Genomic DNA, 24,968 nt, shown 5'->3' on the forward strand with positions numbered 1-24,968 from the left:
TTGCGAAAATGTTGTGGTTATTACTACATTTTCCCTTGAGTGATGCCTTGAAAAAAGGTATTTGTAGCTTAACTTGATAAAAGAACAAACATCATGCCTTCGATTACGGTTGAACCGTGCACCTTTGCCTTGTTCGGCGCCCTCGGCGATCTGGCCTTGCGCAAGCTGTTTCCTGCCCTTTATCAGCTCGATGGCGCAGGCCTCTTGCACGAGGACACGCGAATTATCGCGCTGGCCCGTGAGCCGGGCAGCGAGCAGCAGCATTTGGCGTTTATCGCCTCCGAGCTGCGCCGCTACGTCGTCGCCAAAGAGCTTGACGAAGCCGTGGTCGAACGCTTTCTGGCCCGTCTGAGTTACCTGCACGTCGACTTCCTCAAGGCTGACGATTACGTCGCCCTGGCCGAAATGGCCGGCAGCGCCCAGCGAGTGATTGCCTACTTCGCGACACCGGCCGCCGTTTACGGCGCGATCTGCGAGAACCTGTCGAAGGTCGGCCTGACCGAAAACACTCGCGTGGTGCTGGAAAAACCCATCGGTTCGGACCTGGAATCCTCGCGCAAGGTGAACGACGCCGTGGCGCAGTTCTTCCCGGAGAACCGCACCTACCGCATCGACCACTACCTGGGCAAAGAAACCGTCCAGAACCTGATCGCCCTGCGTTTCGCCAACAGCCTGTTCGAAACCCAGTGGAACCAGAATTATATCTCCCACGTGGAAATCACCGTGGCCGAGAAGGTCGGGATCGAAGGTCGCTGGGGTTACTTCGACAAGGCCGGTCAGCTGCGGGACATGATCCAGAATCACCTGCTGCAACTGCTCTGCCTGATCGCCATGGACCCGCCGGCCGACCTGTCCGCCGACAGCATCCGTGACGAGAAAGTAAAAGTGCTCAAGGCACTGGCGCCGATCAGTCCGGAAGGCCTGACCACTCAGGTCGTGCGCGGTCAGTACATCGCCGGTTACAGCGAAGGCAAATCGGTTCCCGGTTACCTGGAAGAGCCGAACTCCAATACCCAGAGCGACACCGAAACCTTCGTTGCGCTGCGTGCCGATATCCGCAACTGGCGTTGGGCCGGTGTGCCGTTTTACCTGCGTACCGGCAAGCGCATGCCGCAGAAGCTGTCGCAGATCGTCATCCACTTCAAGGAACCGTCCCACTACATCTTCGCTCCCGAGCAGCGCCTGCAAATCAGCAACAAGCTGATTATCCGCCTGCAACCGGACGAAGGCATTTCCTTGCGCGTGATGACCAAAGAACAAGGCCTGGACAAGGGCATGCAGCTGCGCAGCGGTCCGTTGCAGCTGAATTTTTCCGACACTTATCGCAGCGCACGGATTCCCGATGCCTACGAGCGGTTGTTGCTGGAAGTGATGCGCGGCAATCAGAACCTGTTTGTCCGTAAAGATGAAATCGAAGCCGCGTGGAAGTGGTGTGACCAGTTGATCGCCGGGTGGAAAAAATCCGGTGATGCGCCCAAGCCGTACGCGGCCGGGTCCTGGGGACCGATGAGCTCCATTGCTCTGATCACGCGGGATGGGAGGTCGTGGTATGGCGATATCTGAATTGAAACTGCCTCAGGGCGTCAGCGCCCATGAGTTCAAAAGCCCGGTGCTGCTGGCCGAAGGTTTGGCGCTGAATGTGGCCAAGCAACTGAGTGACGCGATCGACGCGCGCGGCACCGCGACCCTGGTGGTTTCCGGTGGACGCAGCCCGGTGGCGTTTTTCCAGCACTTGGCCAAACAGGCGCTGGACTGGTCGAACGTGGTGGTCAGCCTGGCCGACGAGCGCTGGGTGCCGGTTGAACACGCCGACAGCAATGCCGGCCTGCTCAAGCGTTACCTGTTGCAAGGTCCGGCGGCCAAGGCTCAGTTTTTGAGTTTGTACAGCGCCACGGCCAACCTTGAACTGGCGGCCGAACAGGCTGATCGCCTGCTCGCGGAATTACCGTCGATCGACGTGCTGATACTCGGCATGGGCGACGACGGTCATACCGCTTCGCTGTTCCCGAACAGCCCGAACCTGGCCGATGCCTTGAAAGTCGACGGCACACGTCGTTGCTACCCGATGCTGGCGCCCACCGTGCCGCATCAGCGCCTGACCATGAGTCGTGCGCTGCTGGCCTCGGCCAAGACCACCGTTCTATCGATTTCCGGTCAGTCCAAACTGACCACCTTGAGTGCCGCATTGGCCGGTGACGATGTCGCCGCCATGCCGATTCGCGCGTTTCTGCAACCTACGTTAGAGATTTACTGGTGCCCATGAGCCAAGGAACAGCCGCTATGACAACCCTATCCCCGACCGTTTCCATGGCGGACAAAGTTGCCCTGATCGACAGCCTCTGCGCCAAGGCGCGGATCCTGCCGGTGATTACCATCGCTCGCGAACAGGACATCCTGCCGCTGGCCGACGCCCTCGCGGCCGGTGGCCTGACAGCCCTGGAAGTGACCTTGCGTTCACAGTTCGGCCTCAAGGCTATCCAGATTCTGCGCGAGCAGCGTCCGGAACTGGTGACCGGTGCTGGCACTGTGCTGGATCGCAACATGCTGGCAGCTGCCGAAGCGGCCGGTTCGCAGTTCATCGTCACGCCGGGCATCACCCGTGACCTGCTGGAAGCCAGCGTCAACAGCCCGATTCCGCTGTTGCCAGGCATCAGCAACGCTTCCGGCATCATGGAAGGCTACGGCCTGGGTTATCGCCGCTTCAAGCTGTTCCCGGCGGAAGTCAGCGGCGGCGTTGCGGCCATCAAGGCCCTCGGCGGCCCGTTTGGCGAAGTGAAATTCTGCCCGACTGGCGGCGTCAGCCCGGCCAACATCAAGAGCTACATGGCGTTGAAGAACGTGATGTGCGTGGGCGGTAGCTGGATGCTTGATCCCGAGTGGATCAAGAACGGCGACTGGGCCCGCATTCAGGAATGCACCGCCGAGGCATTGGCGCTGCTGGACTGATCGGCTTTTTACCAAACACTTCGTTGTGTGTTCTACGGCTTTACGGTGCGCTTGGTCGGTGCACCGTTTTTTTTTGCCTACGAAAAACTGTGGCTGTCGACACGCTCTTTGTAGCAGCTGGCGAAGCCTGCGTTCGGCTGCGAAGCGGTCGTGAATCCGGCTGACGCGGTCTGCCTGACGTACCACAATCTCTGGTTTTACGACTGCTACGCAGCCGAACGCAGCCTCGCAGGCTCGGCAGCTGCTACAGATCGACGTCATGCGATACATAGTTACCGCATCTCGCAGCTCGGCCAGCGTTAACCTGCGTTCTTCTTATGGAAGAGAGAACGTCATGGACGACAACACTCCGGTTTCACCCGCACCAGCGGTTTACCTGCTTTCCCCCGAACAGATCGCCGGTCCTTATTTCCGAAATCCGAAATTGATCAGAAGAAACATCAGCGAAGGGATGGATGGCATTCCCTTGGTGTTGAGGCTGGCGATCGTCGATGCAATGACGGGGCAACCGGTGACAGACGCCCTGGTGGATATCTGGCATTGCAACGCACGCGGTGCGTATTCGGGCTGGAGCAAGGTCAATCCGGACAAGGAAATCGACGCCGATGACATCGGCTCGATCCCGCGAACCGACGACGACACTTACCTGCGTGGCGGGCAATTCACGGACAAGCACGGCATCGTGCGGTTTACCACGATCTATCCGGGGTTCTACGCCGGCCGTGCCCTGCACGTTCACGTCGTGGTACGCATTATGGAAGGCAACAACTACCTGGAAGAGCGGCATGTTGCCTGGGTCGGTCAGCTCTACCTTCCCGAGGTGGCCTCGCGCTCGGTACTCAACGCCAGGGAGTACCGCGGTCGAGCCGTTTCGCCGCTGACCAACGATCAAGACTTTTTCTATGAAAGCATGGGCGGCGAAGCCTCGACCCTGAACGTTCACACCCTGGGCCGAGACTCGAAAGAAGACGGCTTTTTCGGGCACATGACCATCGCTATCGACACATTCGCGGTATCGACGCAGATCAAGCCCGAGGACTTCGACAAACACACCGTGTGACGTCAGCGCAGTTCGCTCAACGCCCGTGCCAGCAAATCCATGTCTGCAGCGGTGGTGGTGAGCCCCGGGGTTATGCGAATGCACGGACCACTCGCGGCACCACTGCGCGCCACGGTAAACAGGTTGTAGTCCTTAAGCAGCCGCTCGACCATCGCCTGTTGATCGGCATGCCGGGTAAATCGCATCGAAGTGATGCCGCAATACAGTCGCGGGTCGTCCGGGGTCATGACTTCGATCCCCGGCAACTCACGTACCGCGTTTACCCAGCGGTTGCGCAGGTAATTGAGCCGAGCGCCCTTGGCGGCGGAACCGCCCATGGCCTGATGTTCCTCGAACACCAGCGGCAGGGTCAGCAGCGCCGGGATGTTGGGCGTGCTGTACGGCGTGCGGGCGCGAATGTCGGTGACCGGGAAATGCATCTCGCCCATGTCCGGGTCGATGTCGGCCAAGCGCTCGGGGGCGATGTAAATGAAGCCCAGAGTCAGCGGTGCACCGATCCATTTGTGCAGGTTGTAGCCAGCAAAGGCGATACCCAGTTTGTCGAGATTGAACTCGAGCTGGCCGAGCGCATGGGCACCATCAAGGATCACGTCGACGCCGTGCTCTTTGGCGGCCGCAGCGATCGCCTGCACCGGCATCACCAACCCGGAGCGATGGGTAACGTGGGTCAGGGCCATCAGTTTGAGTCGCGGATAACGAACGAAAGCTTCGCGGTAAGTGGCCAGCAAACTGTCGAAACTGGCGGGGTGCGAGTGTTCGATCTCGATCACCTCGACGCCCCGATTGCGCGCCAGCCAGCGCATGGCCCCTTTGACCGTGTCGTATTCCAGATCACATATCAGCACCTGATCGCCCGGCGTCAGACGGTTGTAGTTGCGGATCAGCGATTGCAGACCGTCCGAAGCGTTGCGCGTGAGGGCGACGGTGTCGGCGGGTACGCCCATCAGCTCGGCGAGCTGTTTGCGAATCTCCAGGCTTTCGCCCTGTTCGAAGCGTTGTCGCACGTGCACCGAGTTGCTGCGATTGATCAGTTCGATGTTGCGCTGATACTCCTCGACCACCGTGCGCGACATGCGCCCGAAGTACCCGTTTTCGAGGTTGACCGGGCCGGGTTCAACCGCGTATCGGTCGGCAAAGGTACGCCAGAAGGCTTCATCACGGGCGCGGCGGGTGTTATCGGGCATGGGCTACTCAATCAGGGGCCAGGTCTGGGTGTCGGGTCAATGGCGAGGGGCGGGTTTGCCATGTTTGGCGCGTAGCGGTTCGAGCAGCTCCGACAGGCCGTTATGATCGATTTCCTGCATCAATGCCAACAAGCCGCCGAGTTCGCCGTGGGGGAAACCTTCCCGAGCGAACCAGTTCAGGTATTGGCCGGGGAGGTCGGCAATGATTCGGCCCTTGTATTTACCGAAGGGCATTTCACGGGTAATCAGCAGTTCGAGCTTTTCAGGGTTCATCAATCAGTCGTCTTGATTCAAACAGTCTGGAAAATACAGGCATTCTGCATGCAGGCCAAATGACAGATCATGCAAATAAAGCGGATACAGTTTTCGCGTTAATCGATAAGCAATTGAAATATAAGGAATAGCGTATCAATTCAAAGCTGGCATGCAGGGTGCAATACCTATTGCATCTTTCATCAACCCGCGAGGAATTGAAAATGACTGACATGAATAAAGAAGCCATCTCTGTACTCAACGACCTGATTGAAACCAGCAAAGACGGTCAGGAAGGGTTCAAGACTTGCGCTGAAGACATCAAACACCCTGAACTCAAAAACGTGTTCGTGCAGCGCTCGGCTGACTGCGCAACGGCTGCTTCTGAGTTGCAGGCCGCCGTGCGTTCGATGGGCGGCGATCCGGAAACGTCCACCAGTGTCAGCGGTGACCTGCACCGCCGCTGGGTCGACGTGAAAGCGATGTTCACCGGCAAGGATGAAGAAGCCGTGCTGAACGAAGCCGAGCGGGGTGAAGACCATGCACTGAAGGCTTACAAAGAAGCCATCGAAAAAATCAACAAACACAATCTGGTGGGCATTCGTGACCTGGTTGAGCGTCAGTACCACGGCGTGCAACGCAATCACGATCAGGTAAAAGCCCTGCGTAACCAGGCGCGCGCACGCTCGTAAGCGTTCGTTGTCTGTCAAAAACGCCAGCCAGTCTGGCGTTTTTTTGTGTCCGGGAATTAGCACTGAAATCGGCACTTGTAGGAGCTGCCGAAGGCTGCGATCTTTTGACGGTATAGAGGTCGCCGGACAGCAAGATCAAAAGATCGCAGCCTTCGGTAGCTCCTACCGTTAAATCGTCTTTCCAAGAGTCCATTACGTGCCTATCACCCTGCAGGCTTTGTTTGCGCCTGACCGCCGCGCCTTACAGTTCGCGATCAAAACCCTGATCGGTGGCGGCCTGGCGCTGTGGCTGGCATTACGCTGGGGCCTGGAGCAACCGTCCTGGGCGTTGATGACGGCGTTTATCGTCGCCCAGCCCTTGTCGGGGATGGTGGTGCAAAAGGGCCTGGCGCGGTTGCTGGGCACTCTGATCGGGACGATCATGTCAGTGGTGTTCATGGGGTTGTTTGCCCAGACGCCTTGGCTGTTTTTGTTGGCCTTGGCGTTGTGGCTGGGGTTGTGTACGGCGAGTTCGACCTTGCTGCGCAGCGCCTGGTCCTATTCATTCGTGCTGGCCGGTTACACGGTGGCGATCATCGCGCTGCCGGCCATTACTCATCCGCTGACGGTGTTCGATCAAGCCGTGGCTCGCTGCACAGAAATCTGCCTGGGCATTCTTTGCGCCACCGCCGCCAGTGCGCTGCTCTGGCCGATGCGGGTCGAACGGCAACTGGCGGATCAGGCGCGAGCAGCGTGGCAAAGCGGTATGAACGCCGCGCGTGCGACGTTGGCCGGTGATGGTCAAGCGCGTAAAGGCTTGCTGGAAATCCTCGGGAGAATCGTCGCCGTCGATGCCCAGCGCGAGCATGCCTGGTTTGAAGGTGGCCTGGGTCGGCAACGAGCGCGGGCGATCAGCGGCTTGAGCCAAAAGCTGTTGATGCTGTTGCGTATCGCCCGTTCGGTGCGCCGTCAGTGGAAGCAATTGGAACCCCAGGAAGCCGAGCAACTGTTGCCCTGGATGACCGAGGTTCAAGAGGCGCTCAACAGCCCGGATACCGCGACCCTGCAAGCGCTGCGGCCGAGGTTGCTCGACGCTTCCCACGACCCGCACATCAGCTCCGCACAGAGTTACTGCCTGGCTCGTTTCGCTTTGTTACTCGATACCGCCATGGCGGCCAGCGCCGCGTTGAACGCCGTTGAGGAGGGCAAGGAAACGGTCGATCCACCGAGAACCCTGACACCACACCGCGACCTGTCATTGGCGCTGATGTTCGGTACCCGCAGTGCGTTGGCGTTTCTGGTGGTCTCGTGCTTCTGGTTGGCGACCGCCTGGCCCGCTGCCTCCGGGGCGCTGCTGTTGACGTGCGTGGTGTGTAGTCTGTTCGCCAGCCGCGAGAATGGCGCTCAGATCGGCATGAGTTTTATGCGCGGGATCTTCCTGGCGATTCCCGCCGCGTTTATCGTCGGGCAGATTCTGCTGCCGCAATGGAGTGGTTTTGCCTTGCTGTGCATGGGCATGGGCGTGCCGTTGTTCCTCGGCGCGCTGGGCATGGCCAAACCGCAGATCGGTGCGACGGCTACCTCATTTTGTCTGCACTTCATCGTGCTGGTCTCGCCGCTCAACGCGATGAAGTTCGATGTCGCGACGTTCCTCAACAGCGCTCAATCCATCGTGGTCGGTGTCGGCGCCGCAGTGCTGGCGTTCCATTTGTTGATCCTGCGCAACCCGACGTGGCATGGCCGACGTTTGTTGGCGGCAACCCTCGATGATCTGGTGCGCCTGACCCGGCGCAATCTGCGCGGTGCCGAAAGCTGGTTTGGCGGGCGCATGGCCGACCGCTTGCTGCAATTGGCGCGGCACTACCCCGAGTTGCCGGAACCGGCGCGCAGTCGCTGGGACGATGGCTTGCTCGGCCTGGACATCGGCGACGAACTGCTGCATTTGCGTTTAAGTCTGGCGGTGGCGCAGGTGCCGGTCAGTGCGCCTCAGCGGCGTTATCTCGAACAGCTGGAAAAAATCCTCGAGCAAGGCCCGGCCGGCAGTCACGCCGAGGCGTTGGCGCAGCCGAGCGAAGAATTCTTGAAGACCTTGTACGCATTGCCCCCCAGCGATGCGGTGAAACTGGCCCAAGGCGCGGTGCTGCAATTGCAAAGCAGCTGGCGCGCCTGGTGCCGTCAACAGGAGCAAAGCCATGGGCTTGCGTGAGTGGTCGGTGGGTGGCGTGCTGCTCAGTCCGTTTCTGATTTATGTGCTGCTGGCGCTGCTCGTCACTGGAGCCTTGCGCATGCTTTTGCGCCTGACGCCGGTGGGCCGCTGGATCTGGCACGAAGCGTTGTTTGATTGCGCCTTGTACGTCTGTGTATTGACCTTGATCACCGTCGTCCTCGGACCTTTATAAGGAGTTGAAAATGCGTACACCGATACGTGTCGCGGTGACCTTGTGCCTGGTGGCGGCGGCGATATTTGCCGGCTTCCATTTGTGGCAGTACTACATGCTCACGCCTTGGACTCGGGATGCGCGGATCCGCGCCGACGTGGTGGTGATCGCGCCTGACGTCTCGGGTTGGGTGCGTGAGCTCAAGGCTTTTGATAACCAGCAGGTCAAGGCTGGCGATTTATTGCTGAGCATTGATCGTGACCGTTTCGAAGCAGCGCTGGAGAAAGCCCAAGCGGTGGTGCAGACCCGTCAGCAGCAACTCAACCTGCGTGAACGCGAAGCCAGTCGCCGCGCTGCCCTCGGTCCGCAGGCAATCAGTGCCGAGCTGCGCGAGAACGCGCAAATCAACGCCGGAATCGCCCGTGGCGAACTGCGCGAAGCCCAGGCTGAAGCCAAGGTTGCGGAACTCAACCTCGCACGCAGCCAGGTTCATGCGCCACGCAATGGTCATATCACCAACCTGCGTCTGGCCGAAGGCAACTACGTGAATGCCGGGCAATCGGTGATGGCGTTGATCGACGATTCGACTTTCTACGTGCAGGCGTATTTCGAGGAAACCAAGCTGCCGCGGATTCGTGTTGGCGATCCGGTGAATATCTGGTTGATGAGTGCGGGGGAGGCGTTGCAGGGGCATGTGGAAAGCATCAGTCGCGGGATTACCGATCGCAATACCACGCCGGATGGGCAGTTGTTGGCGGAGGTGGAGCCGACGTTTAACTGGGTGAGATTGGCGCAGCGGATTCCGGTGCGGATCAAGATTGATAAGTTGCCGGAGGGGATGAATTTGAGTTCGGGGATGACGGCGAGTGTGCAGGTGCAGGAGGGGCATTAAGATCAAAAGATCGCAGCCTCGTTTCACTCGACAGCTCCTACAGGGGGTTGCGATACCTGTAGGAGCTGTCGAGTGAAACGAGGCTGCGATCTCTTAAGGCAATCAGCCGATGCTGATTGCCGGCAGCTTAGGCAACGTCACCGTCTGTTGCTTACGCGGCGCCAGAATCTCCGCCTCGCCATCCACTACCAATTCATCGCGCTGGTTAAACACGCGAGTGGCAATCCGCACACGAAACTTCGGCAGCTTCTCGAGAATCTCCAGACGCACGGTCAGCGTGTCGCCAATTTTCACCGGTTTCTGAAAGCTCATCTGCTGACCGATATAAATAGTCCCCGGCCCAGGCAACTCGCAGGCAACGGCAGCGCTGATCAACGCACCGCTGAACATGCCGTGAGCAATGCGCTCCTTGAACATGGTGCCGGCGGCGAATTCAGCGTCCAGGTGCACCGGGTTGTGATCGCCGGACATCGCGGCGAACAACTGAATGTCGCGCTCTTCTACCGTCTTGCTGTAGCTGGCGGTCTGGCCGACTTCAAGGGCTTCGTAAGGGGTGTTGGTAACCTGGGTCATCTGTTTCAATTCCTGTCACGAATAAATAAATTCAAAAAAAACTATTCCGACCTGGGTGGCCGACGGTGGCTCAGCGCCTGGGCGATCCAGCTCAACACGTCATTGATCACTTCATCGCGGTTGCTCTCGTTGAACAGTTCATGCCGTGCCTGCGGGTAAATAGTCAGTTGCAGGCTCTGGCTGCCGGCAGCGCGTAGCGCATGGGCCAGATCTTTCAGACGCTTGCCTTCGCTCACCGGATCACATTCACCGCCGATGACCAGCAACGGCAGGCCCGGATCAATCTGAGCGAGATTGGACGCTTTGCTGATTTGCTGCAACCCACCGAGCAAATCGATCCACAGTTGATTGGTGCAGCGAAAGCCGCAGAGCGGGTCGTTGGCGTACAGATCGACCTCCGCCGGATCGCGGCTGAGCCAGTCGAACCGCGTGCGTACCGGTTTGAATTTCTTGTTGAACGAACCGAACGACAGCCATTCGATCAGCGCGCTGCGACCCTTCGGACCCTGGCGCAAACGTTCTAACCGCGCAATCTGCCGCGCTGCGCGATAGAGCGCCACCGGTTGGAAGTTCGACCCGCTGAGAACGGCTCCGTGCAGGCTGGCGCTGTGATGCAGCAGATAAGCCTGGGCGATGTAGCTGCCCATACTGTGACCGAGCAACACAATCGGCATGCCCGCATGTTGTTGGCCGATGTGCTGGTTGAGGCTCGCCAGGTCGCCGACCACCTTGCACCAACCGTCATCGTCGGCGAAATGGCCGAGTGTCCCGTTTTCGGCAGTTTTGCCATGTCCACGCAGGTCCGGCGCATACACACCGTAGCCCTGATCACAGAGTTTTTCCGCCAGACGGGCGTAGCGGCCACTGTGTTCCGCCATGCCGTGGGCCAGCAGGATCACTGCTTTTAAAGGCACGGCGGGCAGCCACTGGTTGACGAAGAGGCGGCTGCGGTCGCTCGCGGTCAGCCAGAAAGTGTCGTGGATCATGGCGGTTCCTTTGCATAGGGCTGCATGTGGCATGGGCGTCGTTGCATTGTATAGCGCATCCAAAGCGTGCCGTCTGATCAGGCCACGCCACGGCAGCAAGATTCACACGATCAATGTCGACCGTGCGCATATTTGCCTGATTCGCCATAGCTGCTAGTGTCCGTGAAGCTCCGCTTTTCGCTTTTTGTTTTGAAGAAGGACAGAAAAGCGGCCCCGGATAGGTTCAGGTAAAGAGGACAAGAACAATGCAACCTGATTTCTGGAATGACAAACGCCCGGCCGGCGTGCCCCTGGACATCGATCAAGGGGCCTATAAGTCGGTGATCGAGGTGTTCGAGCGTTCCTGCAAGAAATTTGCTGACCGCCCGGCATTCAGCAACATGGGCGTAACCCTGACCTACGCCGAACTGGAACGCTACAGCGCAGCGTTCGCCGGTTACCTGCAAGCCCACACCGACCTGGTACCGGGGGATCGCATTGCGGTGCAGATGCCCAACGTCCTGCATTACCCGATTGCCGTGTTCGGCGCCTTGCGCGCCGGGCTGATCGTGGTCAATACCAACCCGCTGTACACCGCGCGGGAGATGCGTCATCAGTTCAAGGACTCCGGTGCCCGGGCGCTGGTCTACCTGAACATGTTCGGGGCCAAAGTCCAGGAAGTGCTGCCCGACACCGACATCCAGTACCTGATCGAAGCCCGGATGGGCGACCTGATGCCCACCGCCAAGGGCTGGCTGGTCAATACGATGGTGAGCAAGGTCAAGAAGATGGTCCCGGCGTACTCCTTGCCGCAGGCCACTTCCTTCAAGAGCGCGCTGCGTCTGGGCCGGGGCCTGGGCATCAAGCCGCTGAAAGTCGGGCTCGACGACATCGCCGTGCTGCAATACACCGGCGGCACCACCGGCCTGGCCAAGGGCGCGATGCTGACCCACGGCAACCTGGTGGCCAACATGCAGCAAGTGCGGGCGTGCCTGGAGCAGTTCGGCAATGACGGCCAGCCGCTGTTGCGCGAAGGGCAAGAGGTGATGGTCGCGCCGCTGCCGCTGTACCACATCTATGCGTTCACCGCGAATTGCATGTGCATGATGGTTTCGGGCAACCACAACGTGCTAATCACCAATCCGCGAGACATCGGCGGCTTCATCAAGGAGCTGAAGAACTGGCGGTTCTCGGCGCTGCTGGGGCTCAACACCCTGTTCGTCGCGCTGATGGACCATCCGGACTTCAAGACCCTGGATTTCTCCAGCCTCAAACTCACCAACTCCGGCGGCACCGCGCTGGTCAAGGCCACCGCCGAGCGCTGGGAACAGCTCACCGGTTGCCGCATCACCGAAGGTTACGGCCTGACCGAAACCTCGCCGGTAGCCTGCACCAACCCGTATGGCGACAAGTCGCGGCTCGGCACGGTCGGCCTGCCGGTGCCGGGCACCACCCTGAAGGTCATCAACGATGAAGGCGTCGAGCAGGCGCTGGGCGAGCGCGGCGAACTGTGCATCAAGGGCCCGCAGATCATGAAGGGCTACTGGCAGAAACCCGAAGCCACCGCCGAAGTGCTGGATGCCGAAGGCTGGTTCAAGTCTGGCGACATCGCGGTGATCGACCCGGACGGATTTGTGCGCATCGTCGATCGCAAGAAAGACATGATCATCGTCTCGGGTTTCAACGTGTACCCGAACGAGATCGAAGACGTGGTGATGGCTCACCCGAAAGTCGCCAACTGTGCGGTGATCGGTGTGCCGGACGAGCGTTCGGGGGAGGCGGTGAAGCTGTTTGTGGTGGCCCGTGAAACGGGTGTCAGCCTTGAAGAGCTGAAGGCTTACTGCAAGGAAAACTTCACGGCGTACAAAGTGCCCAAGCACATCGTCTTGCGTGAGTCGTTGCCGATGACGCCGGTGGGCAAGATATTGCGGCGGGAGTTGCGCGATATCGCGTAATGAATTGTTAGCGACGCAGCATCAAAAAGGGGCGGCCAAATACGGACGCCCCTTTTTTTGTCTTCTGAATTTGGCTGTAAGCCCTGTTCTAGAGCGCTTTCTGTCTGTATAGAATTTTTGCTCTAAAAAAGACCATTAATTGGTCTTGAGTCACAAATGTGACCGTAGAGGCTGTTTTTGGCTCTAGTCGACCTCTGGCAAAGCTGCTACTCTCGGCGCGCTTTGTGACTTCTCGGCCTATATATAAAGCCAGACTCACCAACACACAGACACCAATAAAAAACACACACCAATAATAATCGCATCAAATGCGGTGATGAATTCGCGTTGCTGAGGAGTGGGCTTCCATGATCGAAGACTTTTGGAAGGATAAGTACCCTGCCGGGATTGCTGCCGACATCAATCCAGACGAGTATCCGAATATTCAGGCGGTGTTGAAGCGGTCCTGCCAGCGCTTTGCCGACAAACCGGCGTTCAGCAACCTGGGCAAGACAATTACCTACGGTGAACTGTACGAATTGTCCGGTGCCTTTGCCGCTTACCTGCAACAGCATACCGACTTGAAGCCGGGCGATCGAATCGCCGTGCAGCTGCCCAACGTGTTGCAGTACCCGGTCGCCGTCTTCGGTGCCATCCGCGCCGGGCTGATCGTGGTCAACACCAACCCGCTGTACACCGCGCGGGAAATGGAACACCAATTCAACGACTCCGGTGCCAAAGCCCTGGTCTGCCTGGCCAACATGGCGCACCTGGCCCAGCTCGTTGTGCCCAAAACCGGCGTCAAGCACGTGATCGTCACCGAAGTGGCCGACCTGCTGCCGCCGCTCAAGCGCCTGCTGGTCAACAGTGTCATCAAGTACGTGAAGAAGATGGTCCCGGCGTATCACTTGCCCAAGGCCATCAAGTTCAACGACGTACTGAGCAAGGGCCACGGCCAGCCAGTGGCTGAAGCCAACCCGGCCAGCAGCGACGTTGCCGTGCTGCAATACACCGGCGGCACCACCGGCGTGGCCAAGGGCGCGATGCTGACCCACCGCAACCTGGTGGCGAACATGCTGCAGTGTAAGGCCCTGATGGGTTCCAACCTCAATGAAGGTTGCGAGATCCTGATCACGCCGCTGCCGCTGTACCACATCTATGCCTTCACCTTTCATTGCATGGCGATGATGCTGATCGGCAACCACAACATCCTGATCAGCAACCCGCGCGATTTGACGGCGATGGTCAAGGAACTGTCGAAGTGGAAGTTCAGCGGTTTCGTCGGCCTCAATACGCTGTTCGTCGCCCTGTGCAATAACGAAGGCTTCCGCAAGCTGGACTTCTCGGCGCTGAAAGTCACCCTGTCCGGTGGCATGGCCCTGCAACTGGCCGCGGCCGAGCGCTGGAAAGCGGTCACCGGTTGCGCCATCTGCGAAGGTTACGGCATGACCGAAACCAGCCCGGTGGCCACCGTCAACCCGATCCAGAACATCCAGATCGGCACCATCGGTATTCCGGTGCCGTCGACCCTGTGCAAAGTCATCGACGATGCTGGCGTTGAACAGCCAATGGGCGCAATCGGCGAGCTGTGTGTGAAAGGTCCGCAAGTGATGAAGGGCTACTGGCAGCGTCAGGACGCCACCGATGAAATCCTCGACAGTGAAGGCTGGTTGAAGACCGGTGACATCGCGCTGATCCAGCCTGACGGTTACATGCGCATCGTCGATCGCAAGAAAGACATGATCCTGGTCTCCGGTTTCAACGTGTACCCGAACGAACTGGAAGACGTGCTCGCGACCCTGCCGGGCGTGCTGCAATGCGCAGCCATCGGCGTGCCGGACGAGAAGTCGGGCGAGGCGATCAAGATCTTCATCGTCGCCAAACCGGGCGTGACCCTGACCAAGGAGCAAGTGATGGAGCACATGCGTGCGAACGTCACCGGCTACAAGGTTCCGCGCTCCGTGGAGTTCCGCGACGCGCTGCCGACCACCAACGTCGGCAAGATCCTGCGCCGCGAGTTGCGCGACGAAGAGTTGAAGAAGCTCGGCGTCAAGAAGGTAAGCGCGTAACAAACAAAAGCCCCGCATCTGCGGGGCTTTTTGTTGAAGATCAAAAGATCGCAGCCTTCGGCAGCTCCTACATGGAATTGATGTACACCCTGTAGGAGCTGCCGAAGGCTGCGATCTTTTGCTTTTAAAGGCGGAACTGCGCGAAATTGACGTTGGTACCCGCCGGGCGCATGTCCTGGAGGTACGAGTCCTTGTCGGCGCTCAGTTCCAGGCTCAGGGCCGCTTTGCGTTTACCTTCGTTGCGCACCACCAGGCCTTCGAGCTTCTCGCGCAGGAATACCGTCGGCACTTTCAGGTGCAGCAGTTCGTCGGTATCCGGGGTGTGCATCAGCAGGTGAACCCACTCGTACTGACCAATGGCCAGGCGCGCGACCGGAATATCAAACCACCAAATGTTGCGGTTGCGGTTCAATTCGGTGAAATGGCAGTTGTTGACGCCAAGCACAGCACCGCCAAGTTCCTGGTTTCTGCGGGCAATGGCCTGCTTTTTATCGAGTTTCATAACATTCCTACGGGATTGGATCTTCAGCGCCATGGCCTGAATACGTTGCGCATTCTCGGGGGTTGGTCGGCAAACATAAAGCCCAACCTGCACTGAACGATGAAATGTCGCCGTGAAAATAAATGAAACTCCGCGCAAACGCATCCGGTCAACCTTGTGTAACGACTTTTCCGTTGAATTGTTCACAGGAGAACCACCATGAGCAGCACTGGCGATAAAGTAAAAGGCATGGCCAACGAAGCCGCCGGCAACGTCAAGCAGGGCGTCGGCAAGGCCACCGGTAACGACAAAATGCGCGCCGAAGGCGTCGTTCAGGAAAGGAAAGGTGAAGCCCAGCAAGCGGTCGGCAAAGCCAAGGATGCGATCAAGAAAGGCATCGACAAGGCGTGATCCGGCCTTTAATGAGCAACAGAAACGGCCATCCGCGGATGGCCGTTTTTGTGTCAGCCTGAACTTGCACAAGGAAATTGTTTCAAACTCGCCAAGTAGGCTACTTTGATGTAGAAAACGGCCCCTGAGTCGCCACGACTTCGACCAAATTTGCGGCGAAAGGAGACGCTAATGTTTTTCCCACACATGAAAGGCCTGCGCCTGCACCGTGTCATGGTGCGCACGATCACCGAGTTCGTCGACGACGAGATGTCGACCTATGCCTCGGCGTTGGCTTATCAGATGCTGTTTTCACTGTTTCCCTTCATTCTGTTCCTGATCGCCCTGATCGGTTTCCTGCACCTGCCGGACTTCTTCTCCTGGCTGCGCCTGCAATCGGAACTGGTCCTGCCGCCCCAGGCGCTGGAGCAGGTGAACCCGGTCATCGACCAGCTCCAGCAATCCAAGGGTGGCTTGCTGTCGGTCGGTATCGTGATTGCCCTGTGGACCGCGTCCGCCGGTGTGCGGCTGATGATGAGCGCGATGAACGCCGCTTACGACGTGGTCGAAGGCCGCCCGGCGTGGAAGCGTTTCCCGCTGTCGATTTTCTACACCATCGGCATCGCCGGCATGCTGCTGGTGGCCGCCGCGCTGATGGTGCTTGGGCCGCAGGTGATGGAATGGATCGCCTCGCAAGTCGGCCTTGAAGAATTCATCGTGACCCTCTGGACCATCGTGCGCTGGCCGGTGGTCGTGATTCTGTTGATGATGGCGGTGGCGCTGATTTATTACGTCATGCCCGACGTCAAACAGGAGTTTCGCTTCATCACCCCTGGCTCGGTGCTGGCGGTGGTGGTGTGGATCATCGCATCGCTGGGCTTCGGTCTGTACGTCAAGACGTTCGCCAACTACAACGCCATGTATGGCAGTATCGGCGCGATCATCGTGCTGTTGCTGTACTTCTACATTTCCGCCGCAGTGCTGTTGCTCGGCGCAGAGATGAATGCCGTAATCGAACACATGTCGACCGAGGGCAAGAATGATGGCGAAAAAGTCCCCGGCGAACTCGTTCACGAAGAACCCAAACAACACGTGTCGGGACTGGGTCGGGACCACTCGATCAAGCCGACCACTGACGAAGTCATCAAATGATCCGTGAAATTCTGAAAATGGGCGACGAGCGCCTGCTGCGCGTTGCCCCGCCGGTACCCGCCGAAATGTTCGACAGCCCCGAGTTGTGGCAACTGATCGACGACATGTTCCAGACCATGGAAAGTGTCGGTGGCGTTGGCCTGGCTGCGCCGCAGATCGGCGTCGACCTGCAACTGGTGATCTTCGGTTTCGAGCACAGCGAACGCTATCCGGACGCCGAAGCTGTGCCGCAGACGATTCTGATCAACCCGCTGATCACACCGTTGAGCCCGACCCTGGAAGAGGGTTTCGAAGGCTGCCTGTCGGTGCCCGGCCTGCGTGGCGCGGTGGATCGCTATCAGCACATTCGGTACGAAGGTTTCGACCCCAAGGGCAATCCGATCGTGCGCGTTGCCGAGGGCTTCCATGCGCGGGTAGTGCAGCATGAATGCGATCACCTGATCGGCCGGTTATACCCCTCGCGCATCAGTGACTTCAGCAAGTTCGGGTTTACCGAAGTGATGTTCCCGGATCTCGATCCTGCTGCAGACGACTGATTCGAAAACACCTCAAACCCCTGTGGGAGCGAGCTTGCTCGCGATAGCGGACTGTCATTCAACATCAATGTTGACTGTCAGGGCCTCATCGCGAGCAAGCTCGCTCCCACATTTGATCTTCATAAGGCTTTAGAGCGTTATCTTGCCGGTTCCAGACCCATGGCGATCATCGGTTTGCTCCGCGCATAACGGCTCAAGCGTTCCGCCATGGAGTAGGGCAGTGGCGGGTCGAAGGTAAAACCGCGACGTTCATAAAACCCGCGCAAGTCCGGATGACAAAACAGCCACACCGGACCTTCAAGCTCCTTCAGCGCCTCGGCGATCAGCGCCGCAGCGATGCCCTGTTCACGGCAGGCCGGATCGACAAACAAACCCGTCAGCCAATGCCCGTCCGCCACCGGTCGCAAACACAGTGCGCCAATGATCTCCTCGCGCCTGGCCACCCAGAGTTGAGCGTCGCGGACTGCTTTCATCGACGATTGGTGAGCGCGATAAAACTTGTTCATCAAGGGCCATAAAGGCTCGGCGAGCAAGGTGTATTGGGTGTTGGGCATGGTCTTCGACTGTCGGTGCGCAAAGCGGGCGATTATAAAAGAACGCGCGCGCAGCGATAGGTGTATACCTGATCTCACATCCCGTATGAGTGGAGTACGTATCATGGCCAAAGGCATGGATTCAAAAAAAGCGGCAAAGAAAAAACCGGCAAAAACCGCCGATGAAAAGCGCGCGGACAAGAAGGCCAAGAAGGTGGATGTGTTCGGTCATTGATCCCGTGACAAGGGAGCCCGGCCTCGGGCTCCCGCTGCTTCTGACGAAATAACCAAATAATCTGCAAGAAAACCCTGCGCCATTGCACAGAAGGGGATTGGTCCCCGATCTGAGCAACGCCATGCCCCATTACTTCGATACCGCCCACCGAGAAGAAATCGACACCCTGCGCCAACGCCTGACTGCTCGCACCGAGTGGCCGACCTGGCTGTTGCTGGTCGGCGTGTACGCTGGTTGGTTCAGCATTGTTTTGGGGAGCCATCGGCTGGGGCTCTGGTGGAGCACGGTGTTGCTGATTCCGCTGGTGGTGCTCTGGTTATCGGTGCAGCACGAATTGCTGCACGGTCACCCCACCCGCTGGACAGCGCTGAACAAGATCCTCGGCTACGCGCCGTTCGCCGTCTGGTATCCCTACACCCTGTATCGCGACAGCCATTTGTTGCATCACCGCGACGAAGACCTGACCCTCCCGGGTCGCGATCCCGAAAGCCGTTACCTGAGCGCCGAGCAGTGGCAGGGCAGTTCACTGTTCGAACAGGGTCTGCACTGGCTGAACAAAACCGTGCTCGGACGCTTCGCCCTCGGTGCACCGCTGGCCTTGCTGGCGCTGGCCCGGGAAGAGCTGCAGCGTCTGAAAACGGGTGAGCGGCAGGCCTGGTTGATGTGGTTGAGCCACGGCGCGCTGACCCTGCTGATGTTGCTGTTTATCGCCCGCTACAGCGTGCTGCCGGTGTGGCATTACCTGTTGCTGATCAGTGTGCCGGCGCTATCGATTGCGATGATTCGCTCCTACTATGAACACCGTCCCCACGCCGAGCCCGAGCAAAGGACGGTCATCAATGAAGCCGCCTGGCCATGGCGCTGGCTGTTCCTCAACCTCAATCTGCATTTGGTGCATCACGACTTGCCAGGGCTGCCCTGGTACGACTTGCCCCGCGCCTACCACGCGCGTCGCGAGCAATGGCTGGCGCGCAGCGGCGGGTTTCTGGTGCAGGGTTATGGCCAGTTGTGGCGCCGGCATGGGGTGAAGGCCATCGACAGCCCAAGGCATCCGTTCCACTGATTTTCATGATCGACACCTAACCCCTGTGGGAGCGAGCTTGCTCGCGATAGCTATTTCACATCCAACACACCTGGTGACTGATCCAACGCTATCGCGAGCAAGCTCGCTCCCACATTTGAATGTCGTTGTATTGGAAGATTTCGATGACACAACACCTCGCTGAATTACTGATGTACGTCGCCCCCGAGCCGATCCGCGAGGCCAACGAGCGCTGGCTGACGCGAATTATCGAGCGACTGGGGGCCACCCGCCGCAACGCCGAGGGCCTTTCGCTGATGGACCTCTGGCTGTCCCCGCACTTGCTGCTGACCCAAACCTGCGGCTACCCGCTGATGACCGCGTTGCGCGGTCGGGTCCGGGTCATCGGTCGTCCTCGTTATGAGCTGCCGGACGCCAACGGCGGCAACCATTGCAGCCTGTTGCTGAGTCGCGCCGATGATCCACGGCGCAGCCTGCCGGCCTTTCGCGACAGTCGTGGGGTGATCAATGGCGAAGACTCCAACAGCGGCATGAACCTGCTGCGTCACCGGCTGGCACCGTTGCATCGAGATGGGCAGTTCTTCGCCAGTGTCGGTATCAGCGGCAGCCACCGTGAAAGCTTGCGCTGGTTGCGTGAAGGGACAGCGGACCTGGCGGCCATCGACAGCGTCACCTTCGCCCATCTGGCGCGGCACGCCGAAGAAGAGGTGGCCGGCCTGCGGGTCATTGCGAGAAGTGCGTTCAGTCCGACCTTGCCGTTTATCACCGCCGCGACCGTCACCGATGAACAGGCCGAGGAGCTGCGGGAGGTGATGAACACGACGTTGCAGGAATTGCCCGAAGTCAGCGAAATCCTTGGTCTGCAAGAGGTATTGCCTGCCAGCGAAAGCGACTATCAGATTGTGCTCGACTATCAGCAAGAGGCTGAGGCGTTGGGGTTTGGGCGATTGCGGTAGGCAGAATCAAAAGATCGCAGCCTCGTTTTACTCGACAGCTCCTACAAGGATATCGGCGTACACCTGTAGGAGCTGTCGAGCGAAGCGAGGCTGCGATCTCTTGATGTTTAATTCTAAAATAGAATATAAAAATGCTTTTTAAGTATTATTAATGAATAAGGCTCCTTGCTAGGATCGCGTCACCGGATCACCGGACATTCAGCGACCCCTAACCCTTGGAGCCTCTATGTCCGGCACCGACCTTTCCCATCGCAACGACGTGGGCGGATTGTTCCGCGCGCATTACCCCTGGCTGTGCACACGGTTGCGCCGGCATCTGGGGGCCAGTTCCAGCGTCGAAGACATCGCTGCCGAAACCTTTTTACAGCTGCTCGAATCGCCGGGACTGACCCCGATCCGCGAGCCTCGCGCCTTGCTCACCACCATTGCCCAGCGGTTGATCTATCAGCTCTGGCGCCGCCGTGACCTGGAACGCCAACACCTCGATCAGTTGCAACACCTCGATCAGCAGCAAGCGAATTCGCCCGAAGAACGGGTGCAACTGACCCAGGCCTTGCATGGCCTGGATCGTACGCTTGAGCGCTTGCCGGGCAAGGTTCGCGCAACGTTCCTGTTGTCGCGAATCGACGGTCTGACCTACCCGCAAATCGCCGCCGAGTTGGGCATTTCCCAACGCTCGGTCAGCGTTTACATGACTCGCACTCAAGCCCTGTGTGCCCGGCACAGCGCCAACCAATCCTTGAATCCCCTGACCCGGAGATCCGCATGAGATCACTCAAAACCCTGCTCGGCAGTTCACTGCTGGCCCTGAGCCTTGTGGCTACCCACGTTCCCGCCGCGGAGAAAACTGCGCCGATCCATTTCGGTGACATCACCTGGGAAAGCGGCAGCCTCATCACCGAAATCCTGCGATTGATAGTCGAGAAAGGTTACGGCTACCCGACCGATACCCTGCCGGGCAGCACCGTCAGCCTCGAAGCGGCACTGGCCAAGAACGATATTCAAGTGATCGGCGAAGAGTGGGCCGGGCGCAGTCCGGCGTGGGTCAAAGCCGCCTCGGAAGGCAAAGTGTTTGGGCTGGGCGACACGGTCAAAGGCGCCACCGAAGGCTGGTGGGTGCCGGAATACGTGATCAAGGGCGACCCCGAACGCGGCATCAAACCCCTGGCGCCGGAGCTGAAATCCGTCGCCGACCTGGCGCGTTACAAAGATGTGTTCCGCGACCCGGAAGACCCGAGCCGAGGACGCTTCCTTAACAGCCCCACCGGCTGGACCTCGGAGATCGTCAACAGTCAGAAGCTCAAGGCCTATGACCTGACCGGCAGCTTCGTCAACTTCCGCACGGGTTCTGGCGCAGCACTGGATGCCGAGGTGGCTTCGTCGATCCGTCGTGGCAAACCGGTGCTGTTCTACTACTGGTCGCCGACGCCGCTGTTGGGGCGTTTCAAACTGGTGAAACTCGACGAGCCGGCCTTCGACGCCGAAGCCTGGAAGACCCTGGCCGACGCCAACAACCCGAATCCAAAAGGCACGCGTTCGATGCCGGCGAACCTGGCGATTGGGGTGTCCGCGCCGTTCAAGGCGCAGTACCCGGACCTGGTGGCGTTCTTCGAAAAGGTCGACCTGCCAATCGATCTGCTGAACCACACGCTCGGTCAGATGAGCGAAAAGCGCCTGCAACCGCGTCAGGTGGCCGAAGCGTTTTTGCGTGATCAGCCGCAGATCTGGAAGGGCTGGGTTCCCGGTGAAGTGGCCACCAAAGTGAGTGCGAGTTTGTAAATTTGTAGTGCCTGGAAAATAGCCATCGCGAGCAAGCTCGCTCCCACAGGGGATCTATGTCACGCCGAAGATCAAATGTGGGAGCGAGCTTGCTCGCGATGGTCTTGAGGCCTACACCGACTCAGCGGCCAACGCAGCCCTCACGGCTGGCCGCTGATCAACCCGCACCTGAAACCGCGCCAACGCCGGCCACTCATTCAAATCGATGGCAAACAGGTACGCCCAGCGCAACACCGTAAATAAATACGCATCGGCAATGCTGAACCCGTCAGCCATCAAATAATCCTGGCGCTCCAGCGTCTGACACAACACCGCAAACCGCTTGAACAGTTTCTCTTTGATGAGGGCTTTGACCTCATCCGGGAACTGCGAACTGAACAGCCAGCCCAGCCCGCCATGAATCTCGGTCGAGATGAAATTCAGCCACTCCTGCAATCGCACTCGCTCGAACGTCCCGCTCACGGGTGCCAGGTTCGCTTGGGGGCGCAGGTCTGCCAGGTATTGGAGGATCGCCGGACCTTCGGTCAGTATTTGGCCATTGTCCAATTGCAGTGCCGCGACGTAACCCTTTGGGTTGATGGCGAGGAAGTCATCGCCGTTGGCGGTTCGTTTGGTGGTGTTGTCGACACGGATCAATTCGAACGGCAGATCGAGTTCGCGCAGCACGATATGCGGCGCCAGCGAGCAGGCGTATGGGGCGTAATACAACTTCATCGACAGGGCTCTGGTTGGGGATTTACGCCAGTGTCATAGTGCGCGGCACCCTCGGTAAAATTAATCTTTCAGAAAGCCGCCATAAGGAAAGCTACTGCCATGATGAATCTGATGCACTGGCGAATGGTGGTGGCCGTGGCTGATACGGGCAACATTACCCGGGCTGCCGAGCGGGTCGGCATGACCCAGTCCGGTGCCAGCCAGGCCTTGGCGTTGATTGAAGAAACCCTGGGCGTTCAACTGTTCAGTCGGGAGAATCGCCAGACCTTGCCGACAGCAATCGGCCTGTCTGTGATCGAACATGCGAGAACCATGCTCGGTGCTCTGGAAACCATTCGCAGTACTGTCGATTCCACCAAAGACATTCAGCGCGGGACGATTCGCCTGGCCAGTTTCCCCATGGTGTTGGCGACTTTCCTGCCGCCGCTGCTGCGTCAGTTCAACCGGCTTTATCCCGGCATTCAGGTGGTCGCGCTGGAGGTCAGCGACGATGAAGTGGAAACGCTGCTCGGCGCCGGGCTGGTGGATGTCGGTGTGGTGTTGAACCCGGCGCCCGAGCGCAATGCCGGTCGCCTGGGACGTGATGCCTGGATGGCGGTGGTGCCCGGCGGCCATCCTTTGGCTCGCCGTTCGAATGAAGAAGGCGTCTCTCTGGCTGAGTTGGCGGAACAACCTTTTGTACTGGCCACGGGCGGTTGCTCGACCAACGCTCGCAGCCTGGCGGAGGATGCCGGACTGCAGCTGCGCGACGTTCGGGTCGAGGTCCGTGAATGGAGCAGTGCGTTCACCCTGGTGCGGGAAAACATCGGCGTGACGCTGGTGCCGGAGATGACGCTGCCGAGCCAACTTCAGGGGCTGCGCGTGGTGCCGGTCAAACCGCGTATCGATCGAGAGTTTGCTTTGGTGGCCGCAGCGAATAAGCAACCTTCGGCGGCGGTGCAGGCGTTGATAGGCATGCTTGCTGAGAAATGACGCATACCGAAGCTGAACCGATTTTGTCCTCAATACTGGCCGACTAGTGGCCTTGCTTACCTGCCTCGCCTGTCTATGCTGACTCGTAACTAACTATGTCGACCGCCATGTGAAGGCTGTCATCACGTTAAAAGTGTGCGCAACCCAAGGCACCGACGCTGAACAACACGGAGCTGTCCGGTCAATGGAATGTCTTATCAGAACGTTAGGGCTGGCCCGATTCCGGGCTATCAAGAGAAGGATGTCTTGATAAGAGCGTTGCAGCATGGACTCTCCGATTAAACATCATTGATCACCTGACCAAGTCCTTCCTGTTGAAAGACCAAAGAACTTTCATCAAAAAAAAGACCGCGCTGAAGGTGATACGACCATGTTTAACCGACGTCACAAGACTGACCTGCTGGAAATCGAACGATTCAGTTGCGCGCTGACCGAGGCTAACGCGAAGTTGGCGGCGGTCAGCCGCTCGATGGCAATGATTGAGTTCACCCCCGAAGGCATCGTGCTCGATGCCAACGACAACTTTTGCAGTGCCATGGGATACAGCGCCGAAGAAGTGCGCGGTAAGCATCACCGGATCTTTTGCGAAGAAGCGTTTTATCGAAGCGAAGCCTACGCCAAGTTGTGGCGTGACCTGGCCCGTGGCGAACCGGTGAGCGGGACCTTTTTACGCTTGAACAGGAACGGCAAGGAGATCTGGCTCGAAGCCAGCTATATGCCGGTGTTCGGCGCTGATCGTCAGGTCCGGAGTGTGATCAAAGTCGCCACTGACATCTCAGCCAGGGCCTACAAGGAACACGAAAACGAGAGCATGCTCGCGGCGATCGGTCGTTCCATGGCCGTGATCGAATTCACCCCGGATGGCAAAGTCATCACGGCCAACGACAACTTCTTGAAGACGATGCATTACTCGCTCAATGAAGTGGTTGGCCAGCACCACAGCCTGTTTTGTCATCGTGCCGAAGCCGAATCTCAGGCCTACAAAGCGTTCTGGGCCTCGCTCAATCGCGGCGAATATCACTCGCACCGTTTCGAGCGCAAAGATAAGCACGGTCATACGGTTTTTCTGGAGGCCTCCTACAATCCGCTGTTCGACGCCAAGGGTCGGTTGTACAAAGTAGTCAAGTTCGCCAGCGACATCACCGATCAGGTGACCACCCTGCAAACCGCCGCGGAGTCGGCCCACAGCACCTCGGTTCAAAACGACGCCTGTGCGCAGAAAGGTTCTCAGGTGGTGCAGCAAACGGTGCAGAT

General features: G+C 58.8%; 25 protein-coding genes and 1 pseudogene. 19 read left to right on the forward strand and 7 right to left on the reverse strand.

What is annotated here, in order from left to right:
* Positions 1–93 precede the first annotated feature (93 nt).
* The 4 genes from zwf (at position 94) to ACA079_RS06370 (ending at position 4,006) form a co-directional block, all read left to right on the forward strand.
* Entirely contained in the window at positions 94–1,563 is a 1,470-nt protein-coding gene (gene zwf, locus ACA079_RS06355; RefSeq protein WP_008151108.1) for a glucose-6-phosphate dehydrogenase, read from the forward strand.
* Positions 1,550–2,263 (forward strand): 6-phosphogluconolactonase, encoded by a 714-nt coding sequence (pgl, locus tag ACA079_RS06360; RefSeq protein WP_497702936.1) that lies wholly within the window; start codon positions 1,550–1,552, stop codon positions 2,261–2,263. The genes zwf and pgl overlap by 14 nt, the downstream gene beginning before the upstream one ends.
* 17 nt (positions 2,264–2,280) lie before the next feature.
* On the forward strand, positions 2,281–2,946 hold the full coding sequence (locus ACA079_RS06365; protein WP_497702937.1) for a bifunctional 4-hydroxy-2-oxoglutarate aldolase/2-dehydro-3-deoxy-phosphogluconate aldolase: 666 nt from the start codon (positions 2,281–2,283) through the stop codon (positions 2,944–2,946).
* 334 nt (positions 2,947–3,280) lie between these two features.
* Positions 3,281–4,006, forward strand: coding sequence for an intradiol ring-cleavage dioxygenase (locus ACA079_RS06370; RefSeq protein ID WP_497702938.1), 726 nt, complete (start codon positions 3,281–3,283; stop codon positions 4,004–4,006).
* Between the two features lie 2 nt (positions 4,007–4,008).
* Here ACA079_RS06370 and ACA079_RS06375 read toward each other — a convergent pair whose 3' ends face one another.
* The gene (locus tag ACA079_RS06375) at positions 4,009–5,190 is read right to left on the reverse strand and encodes an aminotransferase class V-fold PLP-dependent enzyme (RefSeq protein ID WP_497702939.1); all 1,182 of its coding nucleotides are present in this window, start codon (positions 5,188–5,190) and stop codon (positions 4,009–4,011) included.
* Between the two features lie 36 nt (positions 5,191–5,226).
* Positions 5,227–5,463 (reverse strand): DUF3820 family protein, encoded by a 237-nt coding sequence (locus ACA079_RS06380; RefSeq protein ID WP_007949456.1) that lies wholly within the window; start codon positions 5,461–5,463, stop codon positions 5,227–5,229.
* Positions 5,464–5,666: 203 nt separating this feature from the next.
* Here ACA079_RS06380 and ACA079_RS06385 point away from each other — a divergent pair, with 203 nt between their 5' ends.
* The 4 genes from ACA079_RS06385 (at position 5,667) to ACA079_RS06400 (ending at position 9,383) form a co-directional block, all read left to right on the forward strand.
* Positions 5,667–6,134: a ferritin-like domain-containing protein gene (locus ACA079_RS06385; RefSeq protein WP_282377269.1), complete on the forward strand. Its 468-nt coding sequence runs from the start codon at positions 5,667–5,669 to the stop codon at positions 6,132–6,134.
* A 196-nt stretch (positions 6,135–6,330) separates the two neighbouring features.
* Complete coding sequence (locus ACA079_RS06390) at positions 6,331–8,319, forward strand: FUSC family protein (protein ID WP_497702940.1); 1,989 nt, start codon at positions 6,331–6,333, stop codon at positions 8,317–8,319.
* Entirely contained in the window at positions 8,306–8,512 is a 207-nt protein-coding gene (locus ACA079_RS06395; RefSeq protein WP_008151119.1) for a DUF1656 domain-containing protein, read from the forward strand. The genes ACA079_RS06390 and ACA079_RS06395 overlap by 14 nt, the downstream gene beginning before the upstream one ends.
* A 10-nt stretch (positions 8,513–8,522) precedes the next feature.
* Positions 8,523–9,383: an efflux RND transporter periplasmic adaptor subunit gene (locus ACA079_RS06400; protein WP_497702941.1), complete on the forward strand. Its 861-nt coding sequence runs from the start codon at positions 8,523–8,525 to the stop codon at positions 9,381–9,383.
* A 102-nt stretch (positions 9,384–9,485) separates the two neighbouring features.
* Here ACA079_RS06400 and ACA079_RS06405 read toward each other — a convergent pair whose 3' ends face one another.
* Both ACA079_RS06405 and ACA079_RS06410 read right to left on the reverse strand, forming a co-directional pair.
* Entirely contained in the window at positions 9,486–9,956 is a 471-nt protein-coding gene (locus ACA079_RS06405; protein ID WP_046049496.1) for a MaoC family dehydratase, read from the reverse strand.
* A gap of 41 nt (positions 9,957–9,997) precedes the next feature.
* Positions 9,998–10,942 (reverse strand): alpha/beta hydrolase, encoded by a 945-nt coding sequence (locus ACA079_RS06410; protein ID WP_497702942.1) that lies wholly within the window; start codon positions 10,940–10,942, stop codon positions 9,998–10,000.
* A gap of 245 nt (positions 10,943–11,187) precedes the next feature.
* Between ACA079_RS06410 and fadD2 the strand changes: the two genes are divergently transcribed.
* Both fadD2 and fadD1 read left to right on the forward strand, forming a co-directional pair.
* Positions 11,188–12,876: a long-chain-fatty-acid--CoA ligase FadD2 gene (gene fadD2, locus ACA079_RS06415; protein WP_497702943.1), complete on the forward strand. Its 1,689-nt coding sequence runs from the start codon at positions 11,188–11,190 to the stop codon at positions 12,874–12,876.
* A gap of 347 nt (positions 12,877–13,223) precedes the next feature.
* Positions 13,224–14,924, forward strand: a complete 1,701-nt coding sequence (fadD1, locus tag ACA079_RS06420; RefSeq protein WP_497702944.1) for a long-chain-fatty-acid--CoA ligase FadD1 — start codon at positions 13,224–13,226, stop codon at positions 14,922–14,924.
* Between the two features lie 124 nt (positions 14,925–15,048).
* Here fadD1 and ACA079_RS06425 read toward each other — a convergent pair whose 3' ends face one another.
* The gene (locus ACA079_RS06425) at positions 15,049–15,426 is read right to left on the reverse strand and encodes a hypothetical protein (protein ID WP_033056806.1); all 378 of its coding nucleotides are present in this window, start codon (positions 15,424–15,426) and stop codon (positions 15,049–15,051) included.
* A 198-nt stretch (positions 15,427–15,624) separates the two neighbouring features.
* On the opposite strand from ACA079_RS06425, the gene ACA079_RS06430 reads away from it, so the two are divergent.
* The 3 genes from ACA079_RS06430 (at position 15,625) to def (ending at position 17,483) form a co-directional block, all read left to right on the forward strand.
* Positions 15,625–15,816, forward strand: a complete 192-nt coding sequence (locus ACA079_RS06430; protein WP_017340413.1) for a CsbD family protein — start codon at positions 15,625–15,627, stop codon at positions 15,814–15,816.
* A gap of 171 nt (positions 15,817–15,987) precedes the next feature.
* Positions 15,988–16,947 (forward strand): YihY/virulence factor BrkB family protein, encoded by a 960-nt coding sequence (locus ACA079_RS06435; protein ID WP_497702945.1) that lies wholly within the window; start codon positions 15,988–15,990, stop codon positions 16,945–16,947.
* On the forward strand, positions 16,944–17,483 hold the full coding sequence (gene def, locus ACA079_RS06440) for a peptide deformylase (protein WP_497702946.1): 540 nt from the start codon (positions 16,944–16,946) through the stop codon (positions 17,481–17,483). Before ACA079_RS06435 ends, def begins: the two co-directional genes overlap by 4 nt.
* Before the next feature lie 137 nt (positions 17,484–17,620).
* Here the strand turns inward: def and ACA079_RS06445 are convergent, their stop codons facing one another.
* Entirely contained in the window at positions 17,621–18,037 is a 417-nt protein-coding gene (locus ACA079_RS06445; RefSeq protein WP_461961012.1) for a GNAT family N-acetyltransferase, read from the reverse strand.
* Positions 18,038–18,372: 335 nt separating this feature from the next.
* On the opposite strand from ACA079_RS06445, the gene ACA079_RS06450 reads away from it, so the two are divergent.
* From ACA079_RS06450 to ACA079_RS06465, 4 genes are all read left to right on the forward strand, one after another.
* Positions 18,373–19,314 (forward strand): fatty acid desaturase, encoded by a 942-nt coding sequence (locus tag ACA079_RS06450; protein WP_497702947.1) that lies wholly within the window; start codon positions 18,373–18,375, stop codon positions 19,312–19,314.
* Positions 19,315–19,457: 143 nt separating this feature from the next.
* On the forward strand, positions 19,458–20,249 hold the full coding sequence (locus tag ACA079_RS06455; protein WP_497702948.1) for a phosphate/phosphite/phosphonate ABC transporter substrate-binding protein: 792 nt from the start codon (positions 19,458–19,460) through the stop codon (positions 20,247–20,249).
* 226 nt (positions 20,250–20,475) lie between these two features.
* Entirely contained in the window at positions 20,476–21,018 is a 543-nt protein-coding gene (locus ACA079_RS06460; RefSeq protein WP_497702949.1) for a sigma-70 family RNA polymerase sigma factor, read from the forward strand.
* Positions 21,015–22,028 (forward strand): ABC transporter substrate-binding protein, encoded by a 1,014-nt coding sequence (locus ACA079_RS06465; RefSeq protein WP_497702950.1) that lies wholly within the window; start codon positions 21,015–21,017, stop codon positions 22,026–22,028. Before ACA079_RS06460 ends, ACA079_RS06465 begins: the two co-directional genes overlap by 4 nt.
* A 111-nt stretch (positions 22,029–22,139) precedes the next feature.
* On the opposite strand, the gene gstA is transcribed toward ACA079_RS06465, so the two are convergent.
* Positions 22,140–22,742 (reverse strand): glutathione transferase GstA, encoded by a 603-nt coding sequence (gene gstA, locus ACA079_RS06470; RefSeq protein WP_497702951.1) that lies wholly within the window; start codon positions 22,740–22,742, stop codon positions 22,140–22,142.
* Positions 22,743–22,841: 99 nt separating this feature from the next.
* Between gstA and ACA079_RS06475 the strand changes: the two genes are divergently transcribed.
* Complete coding sequence (locus ACA079_RS06475; protein WP_497702952.1) at positions 22,842–23,714, forward strand: LysR family transcriptional regulator; 873 nt, start codon at positions 22,842–22,844, stop codon at positions 23,712–23,714.
* A gap of 475 nt (positions 23,715–24,189) precedes the next feature.
* Positions 24,190–24,861 (forward strand): annotated as a pseudogene (locus ACA079_RS06480) (PAS domain-containing protein); the annotation flags it as partial.
* Positions 24,862–24,968: the final 107 nt, after the last annotated feature.

The sequence above is a fragment of the Pseudomonas sp. LBUM1645 genome (assembly GCF_059716185.1).